16 protein-coding genes and 1 pseudogene are annotated in these 18867 nt (G+C 69.3%); 12 read left to right on the top strand and 5 right to left on the bottom strand.

Annotated features, from left to right (window positions below):
* Positions 1 to 22: 22 nt before the first annotated feature.
* Genes U5K29_03545 through U5K29_03535 form a run of 3 tightly spaced genes read right to left on the bottom strand, consistent with a single transcriptional unit; the run spans position 23 to position 3663 of the window.
* A complete protein-coding gene (locus U5K29_03545) occupies positions 23 to 862 on the bottom strand; it encodes a DegV family protein (GenBank protein MDZ7677608.1) in 840 nt (279 codons plus the stop codon).
* A gap of 48 nt (positions 863 to 910) precedes the next feature.
* The gene (locus U5K29_03540; protein ID MDZ7677607.1) at positions 911 to 2956 is read right to left on the bottom strand and encodes a DUF6049 family protein; all 2046 of its coding nucleotides are present in this window, start codon (positions 2954 to 2956) and stop codon (positions 911 to 913) included.
* The gene (locus tag U5K29_03535) at positions 2953 to 3663 is read right to left on the bottom strand and encodes a GNAT family N-acetyltransferase (GenBank protein MDZ7677606.1); all 711 of its coding nucleotides are present in this window, start codon (positions 3661 to 3663) and stop codon (positions 2953 to 2955) included. The genes U5K29_03540 and U5K29_03535 overlap by 4 nt, the downstream gene beginning before the upstream one ends.
* Positions 3664 to 3770: 107 nt before the next feature.
* Here U5K29_03535 and U5K29_03530 point away from each other — a divergent pair, with 107 nt between their 5' ends.
* Positions 3771 to 4772 (top strand): histone deacetylase, encoded by a 1002-nt coding sequence (locus U5K29_03530; GenBank protein MDZ7677605.1) that lies wholly within the window; start codon positions 3771 to 3773, stop codon positions 4770 to 4772.
* A 72-nt stretch (positions 4773 to 4844) separates the two neighbouring features.
* A complete protein-coding gene (locus tag U5K29_03525) occupies positions 4845 to 6221 on the top strand; it encodes a CCA tRNA nucleotidyltransferase (GenBank protein MDZ7677604.1) in 1377 nt (458 codons plus the stop codon).
* Between the two features lie 128 nt (positions 6222 to 6349).
* Here U5K29_03525 and U5K29_03520 read toward each other — a convergent pair whose 3' ends face one another.
* Entirely contained in the window at positions 6350 to 7081 is a 732-nt protein-coding gene (locus U5K29_03520) for a class I SAM-dependent methyltransferase (protein ID MDZ7677603.1), read from the bottom strand.
* 159 nt (positions 7082 to 7240) lie between these two features.
* On the opposite strand from U5K29_03520, the gene U5K29_03515 reads away from it, so the two are divergent.
* The 10 genes and pseudogenes from U5K29_03515 (at position 7241) to dnaB (ending at position 17709) form a co-directional block, all read left to right on the top strand.
* Entirely contained in the window at positions 7241 to 7642 is a 402-nt protein-coding gene (locus tag U5K29_03515; GenBank protein MDZ7677602.1) for a DUF5318 family protein, read from the top strand.
* A complete protein-coding gene (locus U5K29_03510; protein MDZ7677601.1) occupies positions 7597 to 9891 on the top strand; it encodes a transglycosylase domain-containing protein in 2295 nt (764 codons plus the stop codon). Before U5K29_03515 ends, U5K29_03510 begins: the two co-directional genes overlap by 46 nt.
* Positions 9892 to 9970: 79 nt before the next feature.
* Positions 9971 to 10831 carry a 3-methyl-2-oxobutanoate hydroxymethyltransferase gene (gene panB, locus U5K29_03505; GenBank protein MDZ7677600.1) on the top strand — a complete coding sequence of 287 codons (861 nt, stop codon included), beginning with the start codon at positions 9971 to 9973 and terminating at the stop codon, positions 10829 to 10831.
* Positions 10828 to 11448, top strand: a complete 621-nt coding sequence (locus U5K29_03500; GenBank protein MDZ7677599.1) for a DUF192 domain-containing protein — start codon at positions 10828 to 10830, stop codon at positions 11446 to 11448. Before panB ends, U5K29_03500 begins: the two co-directional genes overlap by 4 nt.
* Before the next feature lie 80 nt (positions 11449 to 11528).
* Positions 11529 to 13298 (top strand): ABC transporter substrate-binding protein, encoded by a 1770-nt coding sequence (locus U5K29_03495; protein ID MDZ7677598.1) that lies wholly within the window; start codon positions 11529 to 11531, stop codon positions 13296 to 13298.
* A 156-nt stretch (positions 13299 to 13454) separates the two neighbouring features.
* Entirely contained in the window at positions 13455 to 13799 is a 345-nt protein-coding gene (rpsF, locus tag U5K29_03490) for a 30S ribosomal protein S6 (GenBank protein ID MDZ7677597.1), read from the top strand.
* A 17-nt stretch (positions 13800 to 13816) separates the two neighbouring features.
* The gene (gene ssb / locus U5K29_03485; GenBank protein MDZ7677596.1) at positions 13817 to 14257 is read left to right on the top strand and encodes a single-stranded DNA-binding protein; all 441 of its coding nucleotides are present in this window, start codon (positions 13817 to 13819) and stop codon (positions 14255 to 14257) included.
* Positions 14257 to 14508 (top strand): annotated as a pseudogene (gene rpsR / locus U5K29_03480) (30S ribosomal protein S18). The gene ssb and the pseudogene rpsR overlap by 1 nt, the downstream one beginning before the upstream one ends.
* 182 nt (positions 14509 to 14690) lie before the next feature.
* On the top strand, positions 14691 to 15137 hold the full coding sequence (rplI, locus tag U5K29_03475; GenBank protein ID MDZ7677595.1) for a 50S ribosomal protein L9: 447 nt from the start codon (positions 14691 to 14693) through the stop codon (positions 15135 to 15137).
* 253 nt (positions 15138 to 15390) lie between these two features.
* Positions 15391 to 17709, top strand: coding sequence for a replicative DNA helicase (dnaB, locus tag U5K29_03470; protein MDZ7677594.1), 2319 nt, complete (start codon positions 15391 to 15393; stop codon positions 17707 to 17709).
* Between the two features lie 31 nt (positions 17710 to 17740).
* Here the strand turns inward: dnaB and U5K29_03465 are convergent, their stop codons facing one another.
* Positions 17741 to 18817 (bottom strand): hypothetical protein, encoded by a 1077-nt coding sequence (locus U5K29_03465; protein ID MDZ7677593.1) that lies wholly within the window; start codon positions 18815 to 18817, stop codon positions 17741 to 17743.
* Between the last annotated feature and the right edge of the window lie 50 nt (positions 18818 to 18867).

Raw genomic sequence — 18867 nt, 5'->3', positions numbered from 1 at the left:
CACGGTGCGAGGTCGAGCGCCCTCAGTCTCCGGTGAGGAAGCAGGCGCCGATGACCCGGGGCCCTCCGTGAGCGCCGATGACCGCGCCGATCAGCCCGACCCGGATGTCGCTTCGGTCGTACCTCGGGGCCAACAGGTCGAGGAAGGCGTCGATGTCGGGAGCGTCGCCGTGCATGATGGCCAGGTCCTCCACCCGTTCATGGGCGAGCACCTGGTCGGCGAGCCATTGCATCGCCTTCTTGCGGGTCCGGGGCTTGCCCGCCTCCTCGACCTCGCCCGAGGAGATGTCGATGGCCGGCTTGACCGACAACATGGAGCCGAGCAGCGCCTGTGCGCCACCGATCCGGCCACCCTTCTTGAGGTTGTCGAGGGTGTCGAGCACGCCGATGACGTGGGTGCGGGGAACCATGGCTTCGACCAACGACACCACGTCGTCGGCCGAGGCGCCGTCACGGGCGGCGCGGGCGGCGCGCAGGACCTGGGTGCCGAGACCAGCGGTGATCGAGCGGGAGTCGATGGTGCGGATGTCGGCTCCGTCGATCGCGGCCGCTGCGGTCCGGGCCGATTGGATGGTGGCCGACAGCGACTCGGACAGGTTGATGCACACGATGGCGTCGGCGCCGTCGTCGAGCAGGCGGCGGAACACGGCGTCGAAGGCCCCCGGCGCCGGAGCAGCCGTCTCCGGCAGCTCGGGCGAGGTGGCCATGGTGGCGTAGAAGTCGGTGGCGCTCAGCTCGCTGCGATCGACGAACTCCTTGTCGCCGAAGCGGATGCTCAGTGGCACGATCTCGATCCCGAGCTCGTCGGCCTCGCTGGGGGCGAGGTCGGACGAGCTGTCGGTGACGATGCGGACTCCGGCCATGGTGGTCCTCCCCCGGGTTCGGTGTGGTCACGACCCTACCGCCGGGGGTCAGGTCGCCGCGGCGTCGCGGTGGGCGGCCCGTGCGCGTCGCGCGGTGCGGACCCACCAGACCCCCAGCACCAGGATTGCCGCGACCGAGATGGCCAACCCCAAGCCCGACACCGCCGCGGAGCGGATGGTGTAGCGGGCCGTCGCGAGCTCGGTGCGCCCGTCGGGGCTCTCGACCGTGATCTCGAGCGGGAACGCTCCCGAGGCCCGTGCCCTGACCTCGACCTCGACGGTGTTGGTCCCAGGAGGGAGCGGGATCTCGAGCTGCTCGCCGTCGATGAACTCCAGCTTGTCGCTGTCGAGTCGGATGGTCGCGACCGCGCCCCGCTCGCTGGCGTTGGTCAGGGTGAGTGGGATCGTGCCGGTCCGGGCGGGAAGGGTGATCGCCCGTCGCTCCGGCAGGCTGATGGCGTCGAGGAGGGTCTCCATCTCCACTGCGATGGTGAAGAAGTACTCGTCGCGGTCGCGCTCGCTGAGCGCTCGCGAGGGGACCACCGCCAGGAGGTCCTCGAAGCGGTTGGTGAGCTCGTCGCTGTCGGGGAACACCGAGGTGAAGGTGTCGAGTGACAGACGCGTGAGGTCGATGTCCCGGCGGAGGCCACCGAGGTCTCGTTGCGACGTGTCGGTGGCCAGGCGACCGGCGGCGTCTGTCCCGTCGCCGCTGCCGCCGGGGTCGGGCGGCGTGGCCCGCATCGCCTCGCTCGCCGTGACGGCATCGAGCAGGGGAGCATCGGCGAGTCCCGCGCTCAGGGTCTCGACGAACACCGGATCGATGGCGACCGGGTCGATCATCACCACCACCGGATGTGTCGGTCCGTCGTCGAAGGTGTCGATGGCGAGGTCGACCAGGAGACGTTGGGCATCGAGTCGGGGATCGCCCGTCGATCCCTGGTGCTGCTGCCGTAGCGGATCGGTGGCGAGGGCGGTGACCGTACCGGCAGGACCGGCCTCGAGGGTGAACGGCCCGCTGCGACCGCGGGACGGGTCGGCGAGCAGCGTGTGGTGGAGGATCACCTGGCTGATGCCGCGTTCGGCGATCGCGGCGAGACCGCCGGCGGTGAGGGATCGGTGGGCCACCCACAGATCGTCGTCGACCTCGACGCCGAGGCGGCTCTCGAGCGTGGCGGAACCGATCTCGAGCTGGCGGTCGAGGGCGGTGTCGAGTCCCGCGCGAGCGAACCCGGCGAGGTCGAGTTCGACGTAGGTCGTCGCCGGCAGTCCTCCGGCAGAGGCGAGCTCGGCGAGATCGCTGACGAGGATGTCGTCGAGCGACGCACCGGTGGCGCTGAGCGCGTCGACCGTCTCGGGTCTGGGAGCGACGAGGACAGGTTGGCCGGGGCCGGTGTTCAGGGCGGTGACGGTCGCGGTCCAGGCGGCCCTCACCGCGTCGTCGACGTGTGCGCTGCCGTCGGCGAGGTGCGAGGGATCAGCATCGAGCGGAGCGACGAGCACGACGCCGGTGGTCGCGTCGGGGAGCTCGCGGGGGAGCCGGACGATGTGGGTGACCATCCCCCCGAGGTAGGTGTGGTCGGTGTCGTAGACGGCGATGGCGACAGGGTGGATGCCGGCGGCGAAGATGGCCAGGCGCTCGGGCTCGTCGGGGTCTTGGGGTTCGGACCGGATGGGGATCCGCGCCGCGATCGTGGTCCCGTCGGAGGTGGGGTCGAGCTCGCTCACCGTGCCCAGCTCGATCGGCGGATCGGTCAAACGTCCACCGAGGCGTTCGCGGGAGAGGGTGTCCTCGAAGTCGGCCCGAATCCGTTCGCTGCGGAGCGGCTCGTGGACGGTTGCCTCGACGGTGGCGTCGTCGGGAACCTCGCCGTCGAGTTGGAAGCGCACGACGATCTCGCCGTCTGGATCGGCCCAGGTGGTCTGGTCGACCAAGGCCACCTGAACGGGTTCGTCGGGTTCGCTCTCGCGCTGGGCCCCCGACGGCGTGGCCGCGGCGAGCGACCAGAGCAGCGTGGTGATCGCGACGGCGACGGCCGCAGCGACGAGGGTGATCGACGCGCGCACTGGGGCAGGCAGTGGTCCGGTCGAGCTCACGCCGGCTCGAACCGGTAGGAGAGCACGGCCAGCCCATCGGGGCGTGGCGTGAAGCCGAGGTGTCGGTAGAGGCCGAGGGCGGCGGCGTTGGCCTCTTGGGTGTTCACCGTGACCGAGTGTGCACCGCGCCGCCGGAGCCACCGGAGCGAATCGACGACCAGTGCGGTGCCCCAGCCCCGTCCCTGCATCTCGGGACGCACGGCCAGCCGCTGCAGGTAGCCACGGGAGCCGGCCCGGCCCGTGATCGCGTAGCCGACGACCTCGGCCCCGGCGGTGATCCTCAGGCGGCTTGTAGGCGTGGCCCGGCGGGCGTCGTCGAACCGCAGCTGGTCGAGTTGCCAGAACGGCTCGAACGCGGCGGCGTCGACGTCGAGGATGGCCGCGAGGTCCCGCCGTCGTCCCCGACGCAACCGACATCCCACTGGTGTCTCCGGCAGGCGGTCGAGACCCCGGGCGAGCAGGTGCAGCCGCTCGTGGACCTCGAAGCCGGCATGCAGGTAGCCGTACTGCTCCTGCGGAGCGAGCGCGCTGGTGATGACCGACCGGTACCCGCGACGGTGGACGAGCTCGAGTCCATGGCGAACGGTCTGGGCCGTTGGGGGTCGACCCGCGACGGCGGGTGCGAGCTCGGCGATGGTCGGATCTCCCCGCCACGGCGCGAGCCGCAGATGGTCTGATCCCCACTGGAGGTGTTCGTAGTGGCGCATGTGCAGTTCGGGGACGGCGGCGGGCGGGCGCTCGGCGCGTCGGTTCGAGGATAGAGCGACACGTCCGGCGCGAGTGGTCAGCGTGGTGACAGGTAGCGTGAGCAGCGGTGACCATCCTCTTCGCGACCCATCCACGGTTCTACGAGCACGACACCGGGACCTGGCACCCCGAGCGCCCTGCTCGTCTCGACGCGGTGCTGGCCGGGCTCGCCCACCCGCTTCTCGACGAAGCGGTGGTGAGGTTCGAGCCGAGAGCCGCCACCCACGAGGAGATCGCGCGGGTTCATCCGAACGGCTACCTCGAGGCGCTGGAGCGGTTCTGTGCTGCGGGGGGAGGAAACATCGACGGTGACACGGTGGCGGTCACCGAGTCGTGGAACGCGGCGCTGTATGCGGCGGGAGCGGGGCTCGACGCGGTCGAGCGGCTCGACCGGGGCGAGGCCGACGCCGTGTTCTGCGCGGTCCGGCCCCCGGGGCACCACGCGACCCTCGATCGGGCCATGGGGTTCTGCCTGCTGTCCAACATCGCCATCACCGCGGCGGCGCTGGCCGACCGCGGCGAGCGCGTGCTGATCGTCGACTTCGACGCCCACCACGGGAACGGCACCCAGGCGGTGTTCGATGCCGATCCCCGGGTCCTGTACGTCTCGTTCCACGAATACCCGCTCTATCCCGGCACCGGTGATCTGCACGAGATCGGAACGGGTGAGGCCAAGGGGACCACGGTCAACTTCCCGCTTCCCAGGGGGACCACCGGCGATGTGATCCGCGCCGGGATCGAGGTGGTGGCGGCACCCAAGATCGCCGAGTTCGGCCCCACCTGGCTGTTGATGTCGGCCGGCTTCGACGCCCATCGCAGCGATCCGTTGACCTCGATGGGCCTGTCGGCGGGCGACTTCGCCGACATCACCGCCGATCTGCTGGCCTTCGCCCCGCCCGGACGCCGGATCGCGTTCCTCGAAGGAGGCTACGACCTCGCCGCCCTCACCGACTCGACCGCGGCCTGCGTGGCCGCGCTGGCCGGCGAGGTCCTGCATCCCGAGCGCCCCACCAGCGGCGGACCGGGGCGCAACGTGATCGACGACGTCGCCCTGGTGCACCTGGGCTGACCGGCCGAACAGGTGTCAGGGCCGGGATCGGCCTTCGTTTCCCGCGATGAGTCCCGGTAGTGTTGGCCCGCTGTGATCCCCCCACGCTGGCAACCGGTCCTCGACGAGTCACGCCCCGTCGCCGAGCGCTTCGCCGCTGCGGGCAAGCGGATCTACCTGGTCGGTGGCATCGTACGGGACCTGCTTCTCGGCAAGGAGCTGCGCGAGCCCGACTTCGACTTCACCACCGACGCCCGACCCGACGAGACCAAGCAGTTGCTCGCCGGGTTCGCGGACGCTGTCTGGGACCAGGGCGAACGGTTCGGCACCATCGGCGCCAAGGTCGGTGGACGCACCTTCGAGATCACCACCCACCGGGCCGAGGCGTACCGGCCCGACTCGCGCAAGCCGCAGGTTGAGTTCTCCGACGCCATCGAGGCCGACCTGTCGAGGCGCGACTTCACCGTCAACGCCATGGCGCTGTCGCTGCCCGAGCCCGAGCTGGTCGACCCCTACGGCGGTGCGAGCGACCTGGCCCAGAGCCGGTTGCGCACCCCGAGTGGCCCCCAGGTCTCCTTCAGCGACGATCCGCTCCGCATGATGCGCGCCGCGCGCTTCATCGCCGGTTACGGCCTCTCCCCGGAGGAGGGACTGGTCGAGGCCGTCGTCTCGATGCGCGATCGCCTCGAGATCGTCGCCGCCGAACGCATCCGTGACGAACTCGACAAGCTGCTGGTGGTCGACGATCCCTCTGCTGGGTTGTGGTTTCTCGTCGACACCGGTCTGGCCGACCTGTTCCTGCCCGAGCTGAGCGCCATGCGCCTGGAGCAGGACCCGATCCACCGCCACAAGGATGTGTTGGCCCACTCGATCGCGGTCACCGCCAAGACCCGGCCCGAACGGATCGTGCGCTTGGCGGCGCTGCTGCACGACATCGGCAAGCCCAGGACCCGATCCATCGGCGAGCACGGGGTCTCGTTCCACCACCACGAGGTCGTCGGTGCCCGTATGGCTCGCAAGCGGATGACCGCCCTGCGGTACTCCAACGGCGACATCGACGCGGTGGTTCGGCTGATCGAGCTGCACCTCCGATTCCACACCTACAAGATGGGATGGACCGACAGCGCGGTTCGTCGCTACGTGCGCGACGCGGGACCCGACCTCGACCGGCTGATCGAGCTCACCCGCTGTGATTGCACCACCCGCAACGAACGCAAGGCGAAGACCCTGGCGGCGCGGATGGACGAGCTCGAAGCCCGCATCGCCGAGCTGCAGGAGCAGGAGGAGCTGGCGTCGATCCGTCCTGATCTGGATGGTCGTCAGGTCATGGACCAGCTCGGCATCGGACCGGGCCCCGACGTGGGAAAGGCGATGAACTTCCTCCTCGACCTGCGGTTGGAGGAAGGAGCGCTGGGAGAGGACGAGGCCCGTCGCCGCCTGGACGAGTGGTGGGCGCAGCGCAAGGTCTGAGTGTCCGCACCCACGCGAGGTGGGGCTCGCCTCGCAGGGGGCTCAGCGGGTGGGGTCGAGCATCACCTTGAGCACGCCGTCTTCTCGCGCCTCGAACAGGCGGTAGGCGTCGGCGCCCCGCCCGTCGGTCAGATCCCCTGCTTGCGGGCCCGCACGATCAAGGTGGCGGGCACCCACCGCATCGTCTCGCTCCACAGCGCCGACCGATGGCCCGAGGCCGCGGGTTCGGGCTCGAGCAGCGCGTCGACACGGAAGTTGGTCCTGGCCAGGTTGGTGAACAGGTCGGTGATGGTGTGGGTGTGGTCGCGACCCGAGTGCTCGCCGCGCTCCCAGGTGCGGGGGGTCTGGTCCCAGTAGGCGCGCCGGATCCGCAGCGGTTCGTCGCTGGTGGGGTCGATCATCGAGAACGCGGGATGGGGGAGCGAGAACACGAGGTGGGCGTCCTGTCGCAACACCCGGTGCACCTGCCGGAACACCCGGGAGAGGTCGTCGACCCCGGCCAGCGAGTAGATGCTGACCGCCAGATCGATCGAGTCGGCCCGCACCGCGGCCAGGTCGGCCAGATCGTTGTTGAGCAGCTCGATCTTGGTGTCGGACCGCTCGAAGGCCCACTGGGACGCGGCGACGCGTTCGGCCGACGGCTCGACCACGATGACCCTCGCCCCCCGGTGCTGCAGTGCGATGGCGGTGTGGCCCTCGTGGGAGCCGAGTTGAAGGATCCGCTTGCCGGACAGGTCGCCCAGCAGGCGCAGATCGGTCTCGTCGAGGATGTCGGGCCCATAGACCACGCGGTCCTTGGGGAGCTCGGCCCCGATGGGGAAGGTGCGGGGGTGCTGAGGTTCGGTGGGAGAGGTGCTCATCGACGCTCCAGGTGGAGGTGGCTGCGGCATGGCATGCGGCGGTGCTGCGGTTGGTGTCAGTGTGCCGTGACCCGCGGGCCCTGACGTGGATGGCGATGGTTGGTTCCCGGCATGCTCCCGCACGCGTCGACGGTCGCCGCCTCGGTAGCCTCGTTGCTCATGGGTTTCTCGCCCCAATCCGTTCCTGGTGCCGACCACCAGGGCACGATCGACTACCGACTGGCGCGCCAGTCGGTGATCGACTCGTACCGCCGGGGGCGTTTGGCCCGCCACGAGGTGTGCGATGCCCACCCCGAGCTGCGTCGTGCCGCCGAGCAGGTGGCAGAGCCCACGTCGCTGGTGTGTCCCATCTGCGCGGACGTGAACGTCGTGCTGGTGTCCTATGTGTTCGGACCTCGCCTGCCCGCCCACGGCCGGTGCATCACCACCCGCTCCGAGCTGGTGGCCTTTGCCCGCAAGGCGCGTCGGGGCGGTTCGTTCACCTGCTACGTCGTCGAGGTCTGCCCCGGCTGCTGGTGGAACCACCTGGCTCGCACCTTCCTGCTGGGGCGCGCCGGTTGATCCTCGACCGGCTCCCCGGTCGGAGCCGCGCCAAGGGTTCCAAGCGTTCCAAGCGCCGGAGCTTCTTCTGGCGCCGGCGACGGTTCTTCTTCCTGCTCGGCCTGGCCGCGGTCGGTGGGATCGCCGGCGCGGGCTGGGTGGTGTCCCAGATCGAGCTGCCCGAAGCCGAGGTGCTGCTCGAGACCTCCTATGTCTGTGCCGGTGACGTGACCGAGGCCTGCGGTGCCGACAACGCCATCGCCGAGCTGAGCGGCCACCAGAACCGCACGTCGGTGTCGTTCGATCAGGTGCCGGACGTGCTCATCGACGCCGTGCTCGCCCAGGAGGACCGCACCTTCTTCGACCACAGCGGTGTCGACGTGGTCAGCATCGTCCGGGCGTTGTGGACCGACCTCCGGCACCAGACCCTCGCCCAGGGCGGTTCGACGGTCACCCAGCAGTACGTCAAGAACGTGTACCTCACCGACGACCGCACCCTGCTGCGCAAGGTTCGGGAGGCGGCCCTCGCCATCCGGCTCGAGCGCGAGGTGGGCAAGGAGGAGATCCTCGAGCGGTACCTCAACACCATCTACTTCGGCCGGGGCGCCTACGGGGTCGAAGCCGCGTCGCGGGCGTACTTCGGCAAGTCCGTCGACGACCTCACCCTGCCCGAGGCAGCGTTCATGGCCGGACTGATCCGGGCCCCCGAGACCGCAGATCCGTCACGCGACCTCACCGAGGCCGACCGCCGCCGGAACAACGCGCTGGTGCGCATGGTCGCCGACGGACACATCACCCAGGCCGAGATGGACGATGCCAACGCGGTGCCCCTCGAGGAGATCACCCTGCCGCGCTCGAGTCGCGAGGGGCTCGGCAATGTGCGCGGTTCCGAGTACGGCACCGAGTACTTCGTCGACCAGGTGCGCCAGCAGCTCATCGACGAGCTCGGCGCGGCCGCGGTCTACGGGGGAGGACTGCGGGTCTACACCACGCTCGACCCGGGACTGCAGGAGGCCGCCCATCGGTCGGTGACCGATGTGCTCGATCCGACCAATCCCGACGATCCCGCGGCCGCGCTGGTGACCCTCGACGACCAGAACCAGGTGGTTGCCATGGTCGGCGGCACCGACTTCGCGGAGTCGCAGGTCAACCTGGCCATGGGCCGCGCCGGCGGAGGCTCGGGTCGGGGACCGGGTTCGGCCTACAAGCCCTTCGCTCTGGCCCAGGCGCTGGTCGACGGGTGGGGGCTCGGCGACACGGTGCCCGCACCATCACAGGCGGTGTTCGAGGGAGCCGACGACGGCGGCGATTGGCGGGTGACCGGCGGCGGCTCGCCGGTCGGCCGTTGGAGCCTGGTCGATGCCACCCGGGTGTCGTCCAACACCGGGTTCGCCCACCTGATGCTCGAGCTCGGGCCGGCACGGGTCAACGAGCTGGCTAGGGGTCTCGGGATCACCCACCAGGTACCCGACGTGCCGTCGGTGGTGCTCGGGTCGGGTGAGGTGTCGGTGTTCGACATGGCCTCGGCCTATGCCAGCTTCCGCGATCAGGGCCGTCACACCCCACCGATCATGGTCGTGGAGGTGACCGACTCGTCGGGTCGCATCGTCTGGCGACCCGACCGGGCCGGCACACGGGTGCTCGCCCCCGAGGTCGCCGATCAGGTCACCTACGCGCTGACCCAGGTGGTGGCGGGTGGCACCGGTCGCAACGCGGCGGTCCCCGGGCAGTTCGTGGCCGGCAAGACCGGGACCACGACCAACAATCGCGACGCCTGGTTCGTCGGGTACACGTGCCGGTTGAGCACTGCGGTGTGGATGGGTCATCCGACCGCGGACGAGTCCGGCAACCCGCGCAACATGAGCAACTTCCGTGGGATCTCGGTGACCGGCGGTTCGTTCCCCGCCCAGATCTGGAGCGACTACATGACCGCGGCGACCGAGGGGTCCGAACCGTGCCCGTTCCCCGACGTGTCGGTGCCACCCGCCACCACCCCGACCACCGAGTTGCGGTGCCCGGTCGATGCGACCGACACCACCGACCCCGACACCCCGATCGAGCTGTGTCCCTCGACCACCGTCGAGGCCGACGACGAGGCCGACGACGACGGTGACGAGGATGGTGACGAGGATGGCGAGGCCACGACCACGACCTCGACGACCGAGCCCGACGGTGACGGATCGCCCCCCGACGAGATCCCCACCACCTCGACGACCACGACCTCCACCACCTCGACCACGACCTCCACGACGGTGGACGGCGACGGCTAGCACGCGGTGGGCACCGACCGCTAGCCTGGAGGGCACCGCCGACAGCCGCACGGGCGTTGGACGGGACAAGGAGGCTCGCATGAGCGCACTCACCGCTCCCCAGGTGCGTCGACGCAAGGTTCGCGCCGGCGCCGATCCGTTGGTGATGGTCACCGCCTACGACGCGCCGTCGGCCCGCATGGCCGACGAGGCGGGGGTCGACCTCATCCTCGTCGGCGACTCGGTCGCCATGGTCGTGCTCGGCTACGAGGACACCCTGGCGGTCACCGTCGACGACATGGTCCACCACGTGGGCGCCGTCGCCCGCGCCCGTCCGGGGCCGTTGGTCGTGGCCGATCTGCCGTGGATGAGCTACCACCTCGACGTCCACGACACCGTACGCAACGCCGCCACGCTGGTGCGGGCCGGAGCCCAGGCGGTCAAGCTCGAGGGCGGTCGCACGCGCGTGCCCCACATCGAGGCGATCGTCGACGCCGAGATCCCGGTCATGGGACATCTCGGCCTCACCCCCCAGTCGATGCACCAGATGGGCGGGTTCAAGGTGCAGGGCAAGACCAGCGAAGCCGCCCTGATGCTGGTGTCCGACGCCAAGGCGTTGGCGGCAGCGGGGTGCTTCGCCATCGTGCTCGAGGGCATTCCCGATTCGGTCGCCCGGATGGTCACCGACTCGGTCGACGTGCCCACCGTCGGCATCGGTGCCGGACCCGGCTGCGACGGCCAGGTGTTGGTCTTCCACGACGTGTTGGGCATCGAGGACCGGGTGACACCGAAGTTCGTGCGACGCTACGCAGACCTCAAGGCCCAGGGTGTCGCCGGGCTCACCGCCTTCGCCGACGACGTGCGTGCCGGGACGTTCCCGTCCGACGGCGAGAGCTACCACCTCTCTGCCGACGAAGCCGACGCGCTCGGGCTCTACGGAGGTGGCACCATCTCGGGGTGAGTCGCTACCGGTCGATCCTCCCGTTCCACCTCGTCCTCGTCACCCTGCTGGGGTTCGTCGCGCTGGCGGGCTGCGTCCCGACGGGCGAGCGCCCCGAGCTGGTCGATGAGCACCTCGACGAGTTGTCGCCCGCAGCATCACCCACCTGTCCGTCCCCGACCGACACCTTCGACCGGTTCAGCGCGGCCGAGATCACCGTGGTCGCCGCCGATGGATCTGGCACCCGGCGGTGTGTGCTCATCGCGGACACCGCCGAGCTACGGTCGCACGGGCTCATGGAGGTGACCGACCTGGCGGGCTACGACGGCATGCTCTTCTCGTTCCCCGGAACCGCCAGGGGATCGTTCTGGATGGGAAACACCGTGGTCCCGCTCTCGATCGCGTTCATCGACCAGGACGGCGGGGTCGTGTCGACCGCGGACATGGAGCCGTGTCCGGAGGCGGTCGACTGTCCCGATTACCCGCCCGAGGGCCCATACCGTTGGGCGCTGGAGGTCGAGCAGGGCCACCTCGACCAGTTCGGCCTCACCGATGGCGCACGACTCGATCCCGACACCCTCCCCCTGGCCCGCGACTCCGGTCCGCGACCCGACGAGGTGGAGACGGTTCCACGGTGACCCGCGACGCCACGAGCACGGGCGGCGGTGTCGAGATTATGGTCGGCGCAACGATCGGCTGAACACCTCGGGGGGTTGAGATGGTTCGCATCACTGCTGTTCGGCGGGTGCTCGCCGCCGTCGCGTGCATCGTGTTCGCCTCCGCGTGCGCCGGAGACGACACCGATGGCGACTCCGGAGCGACGGAGCAGGAGACCACCACCACGTCGCCGGAGGAGCGCGACGACGGGTCAGGGTCCGAGGCCGACGAGGGACCGTCCTATGGGGGTCGCATCGTGATCGGACTCGAGGGCGAGACCGGCAACTGGTTGCCGGGCACCGGACAGTTCGCCACGTCGGGGGTCAGCGTGGCGATGAGCATCTACGACCCGCTCATGGTGCTCACCGAGGACGGCACCCTCGAACCCAACCTCGCCGAGTCGCTCGAACCGAACGACGATCTCACCGAGTGGACCATGACGCTGCGCGACGGGGTGGTGTTCCACGACGGCTCACCGCTGGATGCCGGGGCGATCAAGTGGAACTTCGACACCTTGCACGCCGACCCGACGGCGGTGACCTACGGCTCGGTTCAGTCGGCTGGGATCGAAGCGGTCGAGGTGGTCGACGATCTGACCGTCGTGTGGCGTCTGGCCGACACCAATGCCGGCTTCCCCGACGTGTTGCGGACTTCTGTGGGGTGGCCGGTGTCGCCGACCGCGTACGAGGAGCGCGGTGCAGATGAGTTGGGCGAGCACCCGGTCGGGACCGGTCCGTTCCGCTTCGTCGAGTGGCGCCGCGACGATCGGTTCGTGGCCGAGCGCAACGAGGACTACTGGCGCACCGATCCCGCCGGCAACCAGCTTCCCTACCTCGACGAGGTGGAGTTCCGCCCGATCCCGGACGAGGACAGCCGGGTGCAGAGCCTCGCCGCCGACTCGGTGCAGGTGATCAGCACCCTGCGGGGCAGCTCGATCAAGGCGGTCATGGAGATGGTCGATGAGGGCGGGTTCGGAGGGAACCTCTTCGTCGGCAACACCTCGGGCGCGTCGATCTTCAACACCCTGGTGCCGCCGGTCGACGATGTGCGCATCCGCCGGGCGCTCGCCTACGCCGGCGACGCCGAGGCCGTTGCGGTGGTGTTGGGCGACGATGGGCTCGTGCCCACCACCACCACGTTCTTCTCGGTCGACAGTCCGTGGTTCTCCGAGACGGCCTCTGCGGCCTATCCGGGTGCCGACGGGCGTGACCTGGCAACCGCCCAGGAGCTGATCGAGCAGTACCGCTCCGATCCGGACCGCTCCGATGGTCGGGCTCCCGGTGATCCGATCGAGATCACCTACAGCTGTCCGCCCGATCCGAGCCTGGTCGAGATCGGTCAGCTCCTCCAGAGCCTGTGGGGTGAGGCCGGGGTCGAGGTCCACCTCGAGTCGGTCGAGCAGTCGACGCTGATCGCCAACGCCGTCGGCAGCGCCGACGAGGATCCGCCGTGGTCGGGCGACTACCAGGTGAACTGCTGGCGGGCCGGCGCGACCCTCGGTGACCCCCTCACCACCTTCCAGAACTTCTTCGGGCCGCCCGAGTCCACTCCCGGCAACTTCACCAACTTCAGCCACCCCGATATCGACGAGGCCATCGACCAGTTGCGAAGCGAGATCGACTTCGAGGCTCGGTACGCCGCGACCGAGCAGATCAATCTGGTGGCCAACGAGCACGTACCGCTCACCTGGGGTGTCGGCACGCCGACCTATGTCGGCTGGCGCGGCGACGTCCGGGGTCTGGCCGACTGGGTGACACCGTCGGGGACCCCCGGCAACGGCACCGCCGAGGGGCGGGTGATCGTCCATCAGGCATATCTGGTCGACGAGTAGCGCGGCTGCGGATTCGGTGTCTCACCCCCTGGGCATCATGGTGATGAGGTCATCGGCGCCGGGTTCCGGTAGCATCGTCCGGTCAATCGATGGCCCTGCTCCGTACCGTGCGGAGCCCCGGTGCAGCCGGGTCCACAGGGAGGTGATGCGCTCCAGATGAGAGCGTACGAACTCATGATCATCCTCGATGCCCAGCTCGAGGAGTCCACGATCCAAGGCGTGATCAACCGCGTCGGCGAGCTCGCCGCCGCCAGCGGCGGTGCGGTCGCCACCACCGACAAGTGGGGCGTCCGGCGCTTCGCCTACGAGATCAACCACCAGCACGAGGGGTTCTACGTCGTGCTCGAGATCGTCACCGAGGCCCAGAACCTCGACGACATCGACCGCTTCCTCCGTCTCGCGGACGAGACCATCCGCCACAAGATCCTTCGGCTTCCCGACAACGAAGCGACCCGTCGTGGGTTGCTCGGCGGCGAAGCCGCCCCGGCGAGCGCCGGGTAAGAGAACGGAGACCTCCGATGGCATTCGACAACACCCTGACGGTGGTGGGCAACATCACCCGCGATCCCGAACTGCGCTTCACCCCTGGTGGCATGGCCGTCGCCAGCTTCGGTCTGGCGTGGAACCGTCGCAAGCAGGATGGCGAGGACGAAGTGTCGTTCTTCGACGTCACCTGCTTTCGAGACCTGGCCGAGAACGTGGCCGAGTCGGTTCAGAAAGGGTCGCGGGTCATCATCTACGGCATGCTGCAGCAGCGGTCGTGGGAGACGCCCGACGGCGACAAGCGCTCCAAGGTGGAGATCATCGCCGACGAGGTCGCCCCCAGTCTCAAGTGGGCGACGGCGGCCGTGACCAAGAACGACAAGAAGGGCGACGGTGCCAACCGTGGTGGCGACGCCGGGTCGCGCCCGGTGCCCAACGAGGCGCCCGCCTACGACAGCGATGAGGAGCCGTTCTGATGGCGAAGTCGACCCCGAAGCGGGGCAAGAACAAGGACAACGCACGGCGCAGCAAGAAGAAGGTGAGTCTGCTCACCCAGGAGCGCGTCCAGTACGTCGACTACAAGGACGTCAACCTGTTGCGTCGCTTCCAGTCCGATCGGGCGAAGATCCGCGCCCGCCGGGTCACCGGCAACGACGCGCAGCAGCAGCGTGAGATCGCTCGGGCCGTCAAGAACGCCCGCGAGATGGCCCTGTTGCCCTACACCAGCAGGGTCACCACCCAGCGCGGCGGCAGGGGCGACCGTGGCGACCGTGGCGGACGGGCCGATGGTCCGCCGCCGCGTCCCTCTGCGCCGCCTCCGGGTTCGGCCGGCGAGGAAGAGCTCGAAGAGACCACCGAGGCCACCGGGGCACCCGAGGTCGTCGAGGAGCGCACCGGAGGTGACGACGAGTGAAGGTGATCCTGCGCTCCGATCTCGACGGTGTGGGCTTCAAGGGCGACATCTGCGAGGTCGCCGATGGCTATGCCCGCAACTTCCTGCTCCCCAAGGGCCTGGCACTCAAGGCCACCAAGGGGGCCGATTCCCAGGCTTCCACGATGCGCCGTTCCCGCGATGTCAAGGACGCCGCCGACCGAGCCGCCGCCCAGGAGGTGGCCAGCACGCTCGTGCCGACGGTCATCTACATCTCGGCCAAGTCCGGCTCCGAGGGTAAGCTGTTCGGCTCGGTCACCACGAGCGACGTCGCCGACGCGGTCACCGCCCAAGCCGGCATCGACCTCGACCGCCGGAAGCTGCACCTCGATGAGCCGATCAAGACCCTCGGTACCCACACGGTGGTGGCCAAGCTCCACTCCGAGGTCGAGTTCCCGATCACGGTCGAGGTCGCTCCCGAGTAGCACCATCTCCGGTCATCCACAGATCGGCCGGAGGTGTCCACAGCAGCGCCAGGCCATCCCCAGGGGAACTGCCCTCCTGAGGGCTGGTTCGGCGCGTCCACATGGCGTGGCGCCCACAGTGGCGCTGCACCATCCACCGATGCGGGTGCCGCCGCCCACAAGATGAGCGTGGTCGTCCACAGGACAGCCAGCGTTGTCCACCGGCTATCGGGTCTATCGATCCACAACCTCCATCACCGAGGATGGCGTTCTCATGGCGATGCCTGACGAAGCTCCCGTCCGACGCACGAGCAGCCGGACCCCACCACACAACCTCGAGGTCGAGGAGTCCTTGCTGGGCGCGATGCTGCTGTCGCGCGAGGCGATCGCCGACGCCGTCGAGTCGGTCCAGGTGGGGGACTTCTACAAGCCGTCGCACGGTCACATCTTCGAGGCCGTCACCGGGCTCTACTCGGCGGGAGAACCGGTCGATGTGGTCACGGTGGCCGCCGAGCTCCAACGCGTCGAGCTGCTCGACGCGGTGGGTGGATCGTCCAAGCTGTTGTCGATGCAGGCGGCCACCCCGGCGGTGTCCAACGCCAGCCGCTATGCCCGCATCATCGAGGAGCTGGCGTTGCTGCGTCGCCTGATCGGCGTCGCCGGCGAGATCGCCGAGCTCGGCTACGAGATCCCCGAAGACGTCACCAAGGTGGTCGACCTCGCCGAGTCCTTGGTGTTCGACGTCGCCCAGCGCCGGGTCACCGACACCCTTGCCCCCATCCGCGACCTGCTCAGCGAGCACCTCGACCGACTCGAGCTGCTCTACGAGCGGGGTGACGCCATCACCGGGCTGCCCAGTGGCTATCACGATCTCGACGACTTGCTCTCGGGGCTGCAACCCAGCGCGCTCTACGTCGTCGGTGCTCGCCCCGCCATGGGAAAGGCGCTGGCGCTCGACACCGCCATTCCCACACCCCAGGGGTGGACCACCATGGGTGACCTCGCCGTCGGCGACCGGGTCTTCGACGAATCGGGTGTCCCCACCACGATCACCTACTGCTCACCCGTGTTCACCGACCACGCCTGCTACGAGGTCCGCTTCGACGACGACTCGGTCCTGGTCGCCGATGCCGAGCACCAGTGGGAGGTCGAGGACCCTTCAGGCCAGCGGGTGGTGCTCACCACCAGCCAGCTGGTGGAGGCCGGTGCCGGCGACGGCGCCGGTCGGTGGGTCGTTCCGGTCGCCCAGCCGCTCGAGGGCCCCGAGCTCGAGTTGCCGGTCGATCCGTACGTGCTCGGTTGCTGGCTCAGCACCGGGCTTCCGCCCGACGTCGCCGGCGATCTCCACCATCACGACCTCGAGTTCTTCTCCGGAGAGTTCGAGCTCGCCGGGTACCGCAGTGGCGGTCGACGCCTGTCCGCCGAGCTGGGCCAGCTGGGTCTGTTGGGTGGCGCCCCTCGCCAGATCCCTGCCCGGTACCTGCGGGGGTCACCGAAGCAGCGTTTGGCGCTGCTGCAGGGGATCATGGACACCGATGGTGTGGTGGTGTCCGAGCGTGGCATCGTCGAGATGCACATCGTCGGTCCGACCCTCGCCGGTGAGGTGCACGAGCTGTTGTGTTCGCTCGGGCACCGACCCGACCCGGTCACCGCCACCCAGGTGAGCGACCGCGGTGCGGTCCTGTCCGCCCATCGGATCCGGTGGACGCCCCCAGACCCGGTGTTCCGGCTGCCGCGCAAGGCCGACCGGTTGGCCCAGGCTCCACCTCCCGAGCGTGCCCGGGCGGGGGTGCGTGCGGTCGTGTCCATCGATGCGGTGCCCAGCGTGGCGACACGCTGCATCACCGTCGACGCCCCATCGTCGTTGTACCTCGCCGGCCGCTCGATGATCCCCACCCACAACACCGCGTTCGCGCTGGGGATGGCCACCCACGCGGCACTCGACACTCACCGTCCCGTCATGTACTTCTCGTTGGAGATGAGCCAGATCGAGCTCACCCAGCGCGTCGTCTGCGCCGAGGCCCGGGTCGACTCTTCCCGTGTCCGCAACGGCAAGCTCGTCGAAGCCGACTGGAACAAGATCGCTCACGCCACCGGTCGGCTGGCCGAGGCCCCCATCTGGATCGACGACAACCCGAACGTCACCGTCATGGAGATCCGCTCCAAGGCCCGCCGCCTCAAGAGCCGGGTCGGCGACCTCGGGATGATCGTGGTCGACTACCTCCAGCTCATGACCGGACGATCCTCGGCCGAGAACCGACAGGTCGAGGTGTCGGAGATGAGCCGTCAGCTCAAGATCCTGGCTCGCGAGCTCGAAACCCCGGTGGTGGCGCTGTCGCAGCTGTCACGAGGCCTCGAGATGCGCCAGGACAAGCGGCCGGTGCTGGCCGACCTGCGCGAGTCCGGATCGATCGAACAGGACGCCGACGTCGTCATGTTCATCTACCGCGACGAGGTGTACCACGCCGACTCGGCCGACCGAGGCACGGCCGAGATCATCGTCGCCAAGCACCGCAACGGCCCCACCGGGATCACCCGGCTCGCGTTCCTCGACCACTACACGCGCTTTGCCAACATGGCCAAGGGCGTCTGAGGCCGAACCTGGCCTCACCGCCGGGTCGGGGTCAGAGCCCCGCCGGGTCGCCCATGGGGCCGAGGCCGCCCATCATGTCCCCGGCCAGCTCCTCGAGCAGCTCCGGTGGGATCGGCGTGTGATCGCCCGGCGCCTCGGGCGCCGACGGCGAGGGCGAGAGCCGGATCAGCACCGGCAGGCTCACGCCGTCGGGTGCCTCGGTGGACAGGGCGGCCAGGTCCATGCCGACCGAGCTGATCACCCCGTCGGTCACGACGACGTCGAACTCCCAGGTGGAGGCCATTCCCTCGCTCTGCATCTCCTCCACGAGCTCGTCGGGGTCGGTGCTGGTGTCGGTGAGGTCGAGTGCTTGGGCGGCCATGGGATTGCGGGCCAGCGCGGCCATGGTCGAGGCCACATCGACCTCGATCACGAACTGCTGTCCGCCGCGAGCGTCGCCGACGTGGGTCACCGCGGTGTTGGCCGACAGGATCTCCTCGATCACCGAGAGCATCTGCTCGTCGATCGTCTCGGTGTCGGAGGTGGCGTCGAACAGATCCGAGTACTCGGCGTCGTCGGGAACCTCCATGCTGATCCATCGTCCCTCGAGCAGGTCCTGCACGAAGCCGAGGCGAGGGTCCTCGGCGGCGATCATCGGGGCCATGCCGACGATCATCTCGAACTCGGAGGCGGCCTCGGGATCGATGTCGCCGATGAGGGCCAGGGCCGAGTCGAAGTCGATCCGCCCATAGAGCGTCGAGCCGATCACCCGCATCTCGGTCAGCGAGGTGTCGTCGAGGACCACGGCCATGGCGAAGTCCTCGCCGCTGGCAGAGGCCCGCAGCTCGGCGCCGGCCATCAGCTCCACCATGGTGTCGGTGGCCGGCTCGTCCGAGGGGAACGTGTCGTCCAGGGCTTCGAGGGCGGCGGCCAGCTCTGCGCCGTCGCCGTCGAAGGTGATCGTCATCTCGGTCGCGTCGGTGTCGATGGCGCTGAACGCGGCGAGCACCGCCTCCTCGGGGTCGTCGACACTGCCGCCGCCCGAGCCCGATTCCTCGCCGCACGCCGCGACCAGCATCACTCCGGCGATCAGGCACGCGGTCGTGGCCCGCAGGTGTCGTCCCAACATGGTCAGTTCTCCTTCGACGAGCCGCCCGGCGTTCGCCGTGCCGGTAGGAA

It is taken from the genome of Acidimicrobiales bacterium (assembly GCA_034521975.1).
Taxonomy (GTDB): Bacteria; Actinomycetota; Acidimicrobiia; order Acidimicrobiales; family SKKL01; genus SKKL01.
Note: the sequence above shows the minus strand (reverse complement) of the source record. Positions and strands in the feature narration are given on the sequence as shown.

Excerpts from the sequence above, each read along its gene's own strand:
- U5K29_03545 (MDZ7677608.1), bottom strand. The coding sequence starts at position 862 with ATGGCCGGAGTCCGCATCGTCACCGACAGCTCGTCCGACCTCGCCCCC.
- U5K29_03535 (MDZ7677606.1), bottom strand. The coding sequence starts at position 3,663 with ATGCGCCACTACGAACACCTCCAGTGGGGATCAGACCATCTGCGGCTC.
- U5K29_03520 (MDZ7677603.1), bottom strand. The coding sequence starts at position 7,081 with ATGAGCACCTCTCCCACCGAACCTCAGCACCCCCGCACCTTCCCCATC.
- U5K29_03515 (MDZ7677602.1), top strand. The coding sequence starts at position 7,241 with ATGGGTTTCTCGCCCCAATCCGTTCCTGGTGCCGACCACCAGGGCACG.
- panB (MDZ7677600.1), top strand. The coding sequence starts at position 9,971 with ATGAGCGCACTCACCGCTCCCCAGGTGCGTCGACGCAAGGTTCGCGCC.
- U5K29_03495 (MDZ7677598.1), top strand. The coding sequence starts at position 11,529 with ATGGTTCGCATCACTGCTGTTCGGCGGGTGCTCGCCGCCGTCGCGTGC.
- rpsF (MDZ7677597.1), top strand. The coding sequence starts at position 13,455 with ATGAGAGCGTACGAACTCATGATCATCCTCGATGCCCAGCTCGAGGAG.
- ssb (MDZ7677596.1), top strand. The coding sequence starts at position 13,817 with ATGGCATTCGACAACACCCTGACGGTGGTGGGCAACATCACCCGCGAT.
- dnaB (MDZ7677594.1), top strand. The coding sequence starts at position 15,391 with ATGGCGATGCCTGACGAAGCTCCCGTCCGACGCACGAGCAGCCGGACC.
- U5K29_03465 (MDZ7677593.1), bottom strand. The coding sequence starts at position 18,817 with ATGTTGGGACGACACCTGCGGGCCACGACCGCGTGCCTGATCGCCGGA.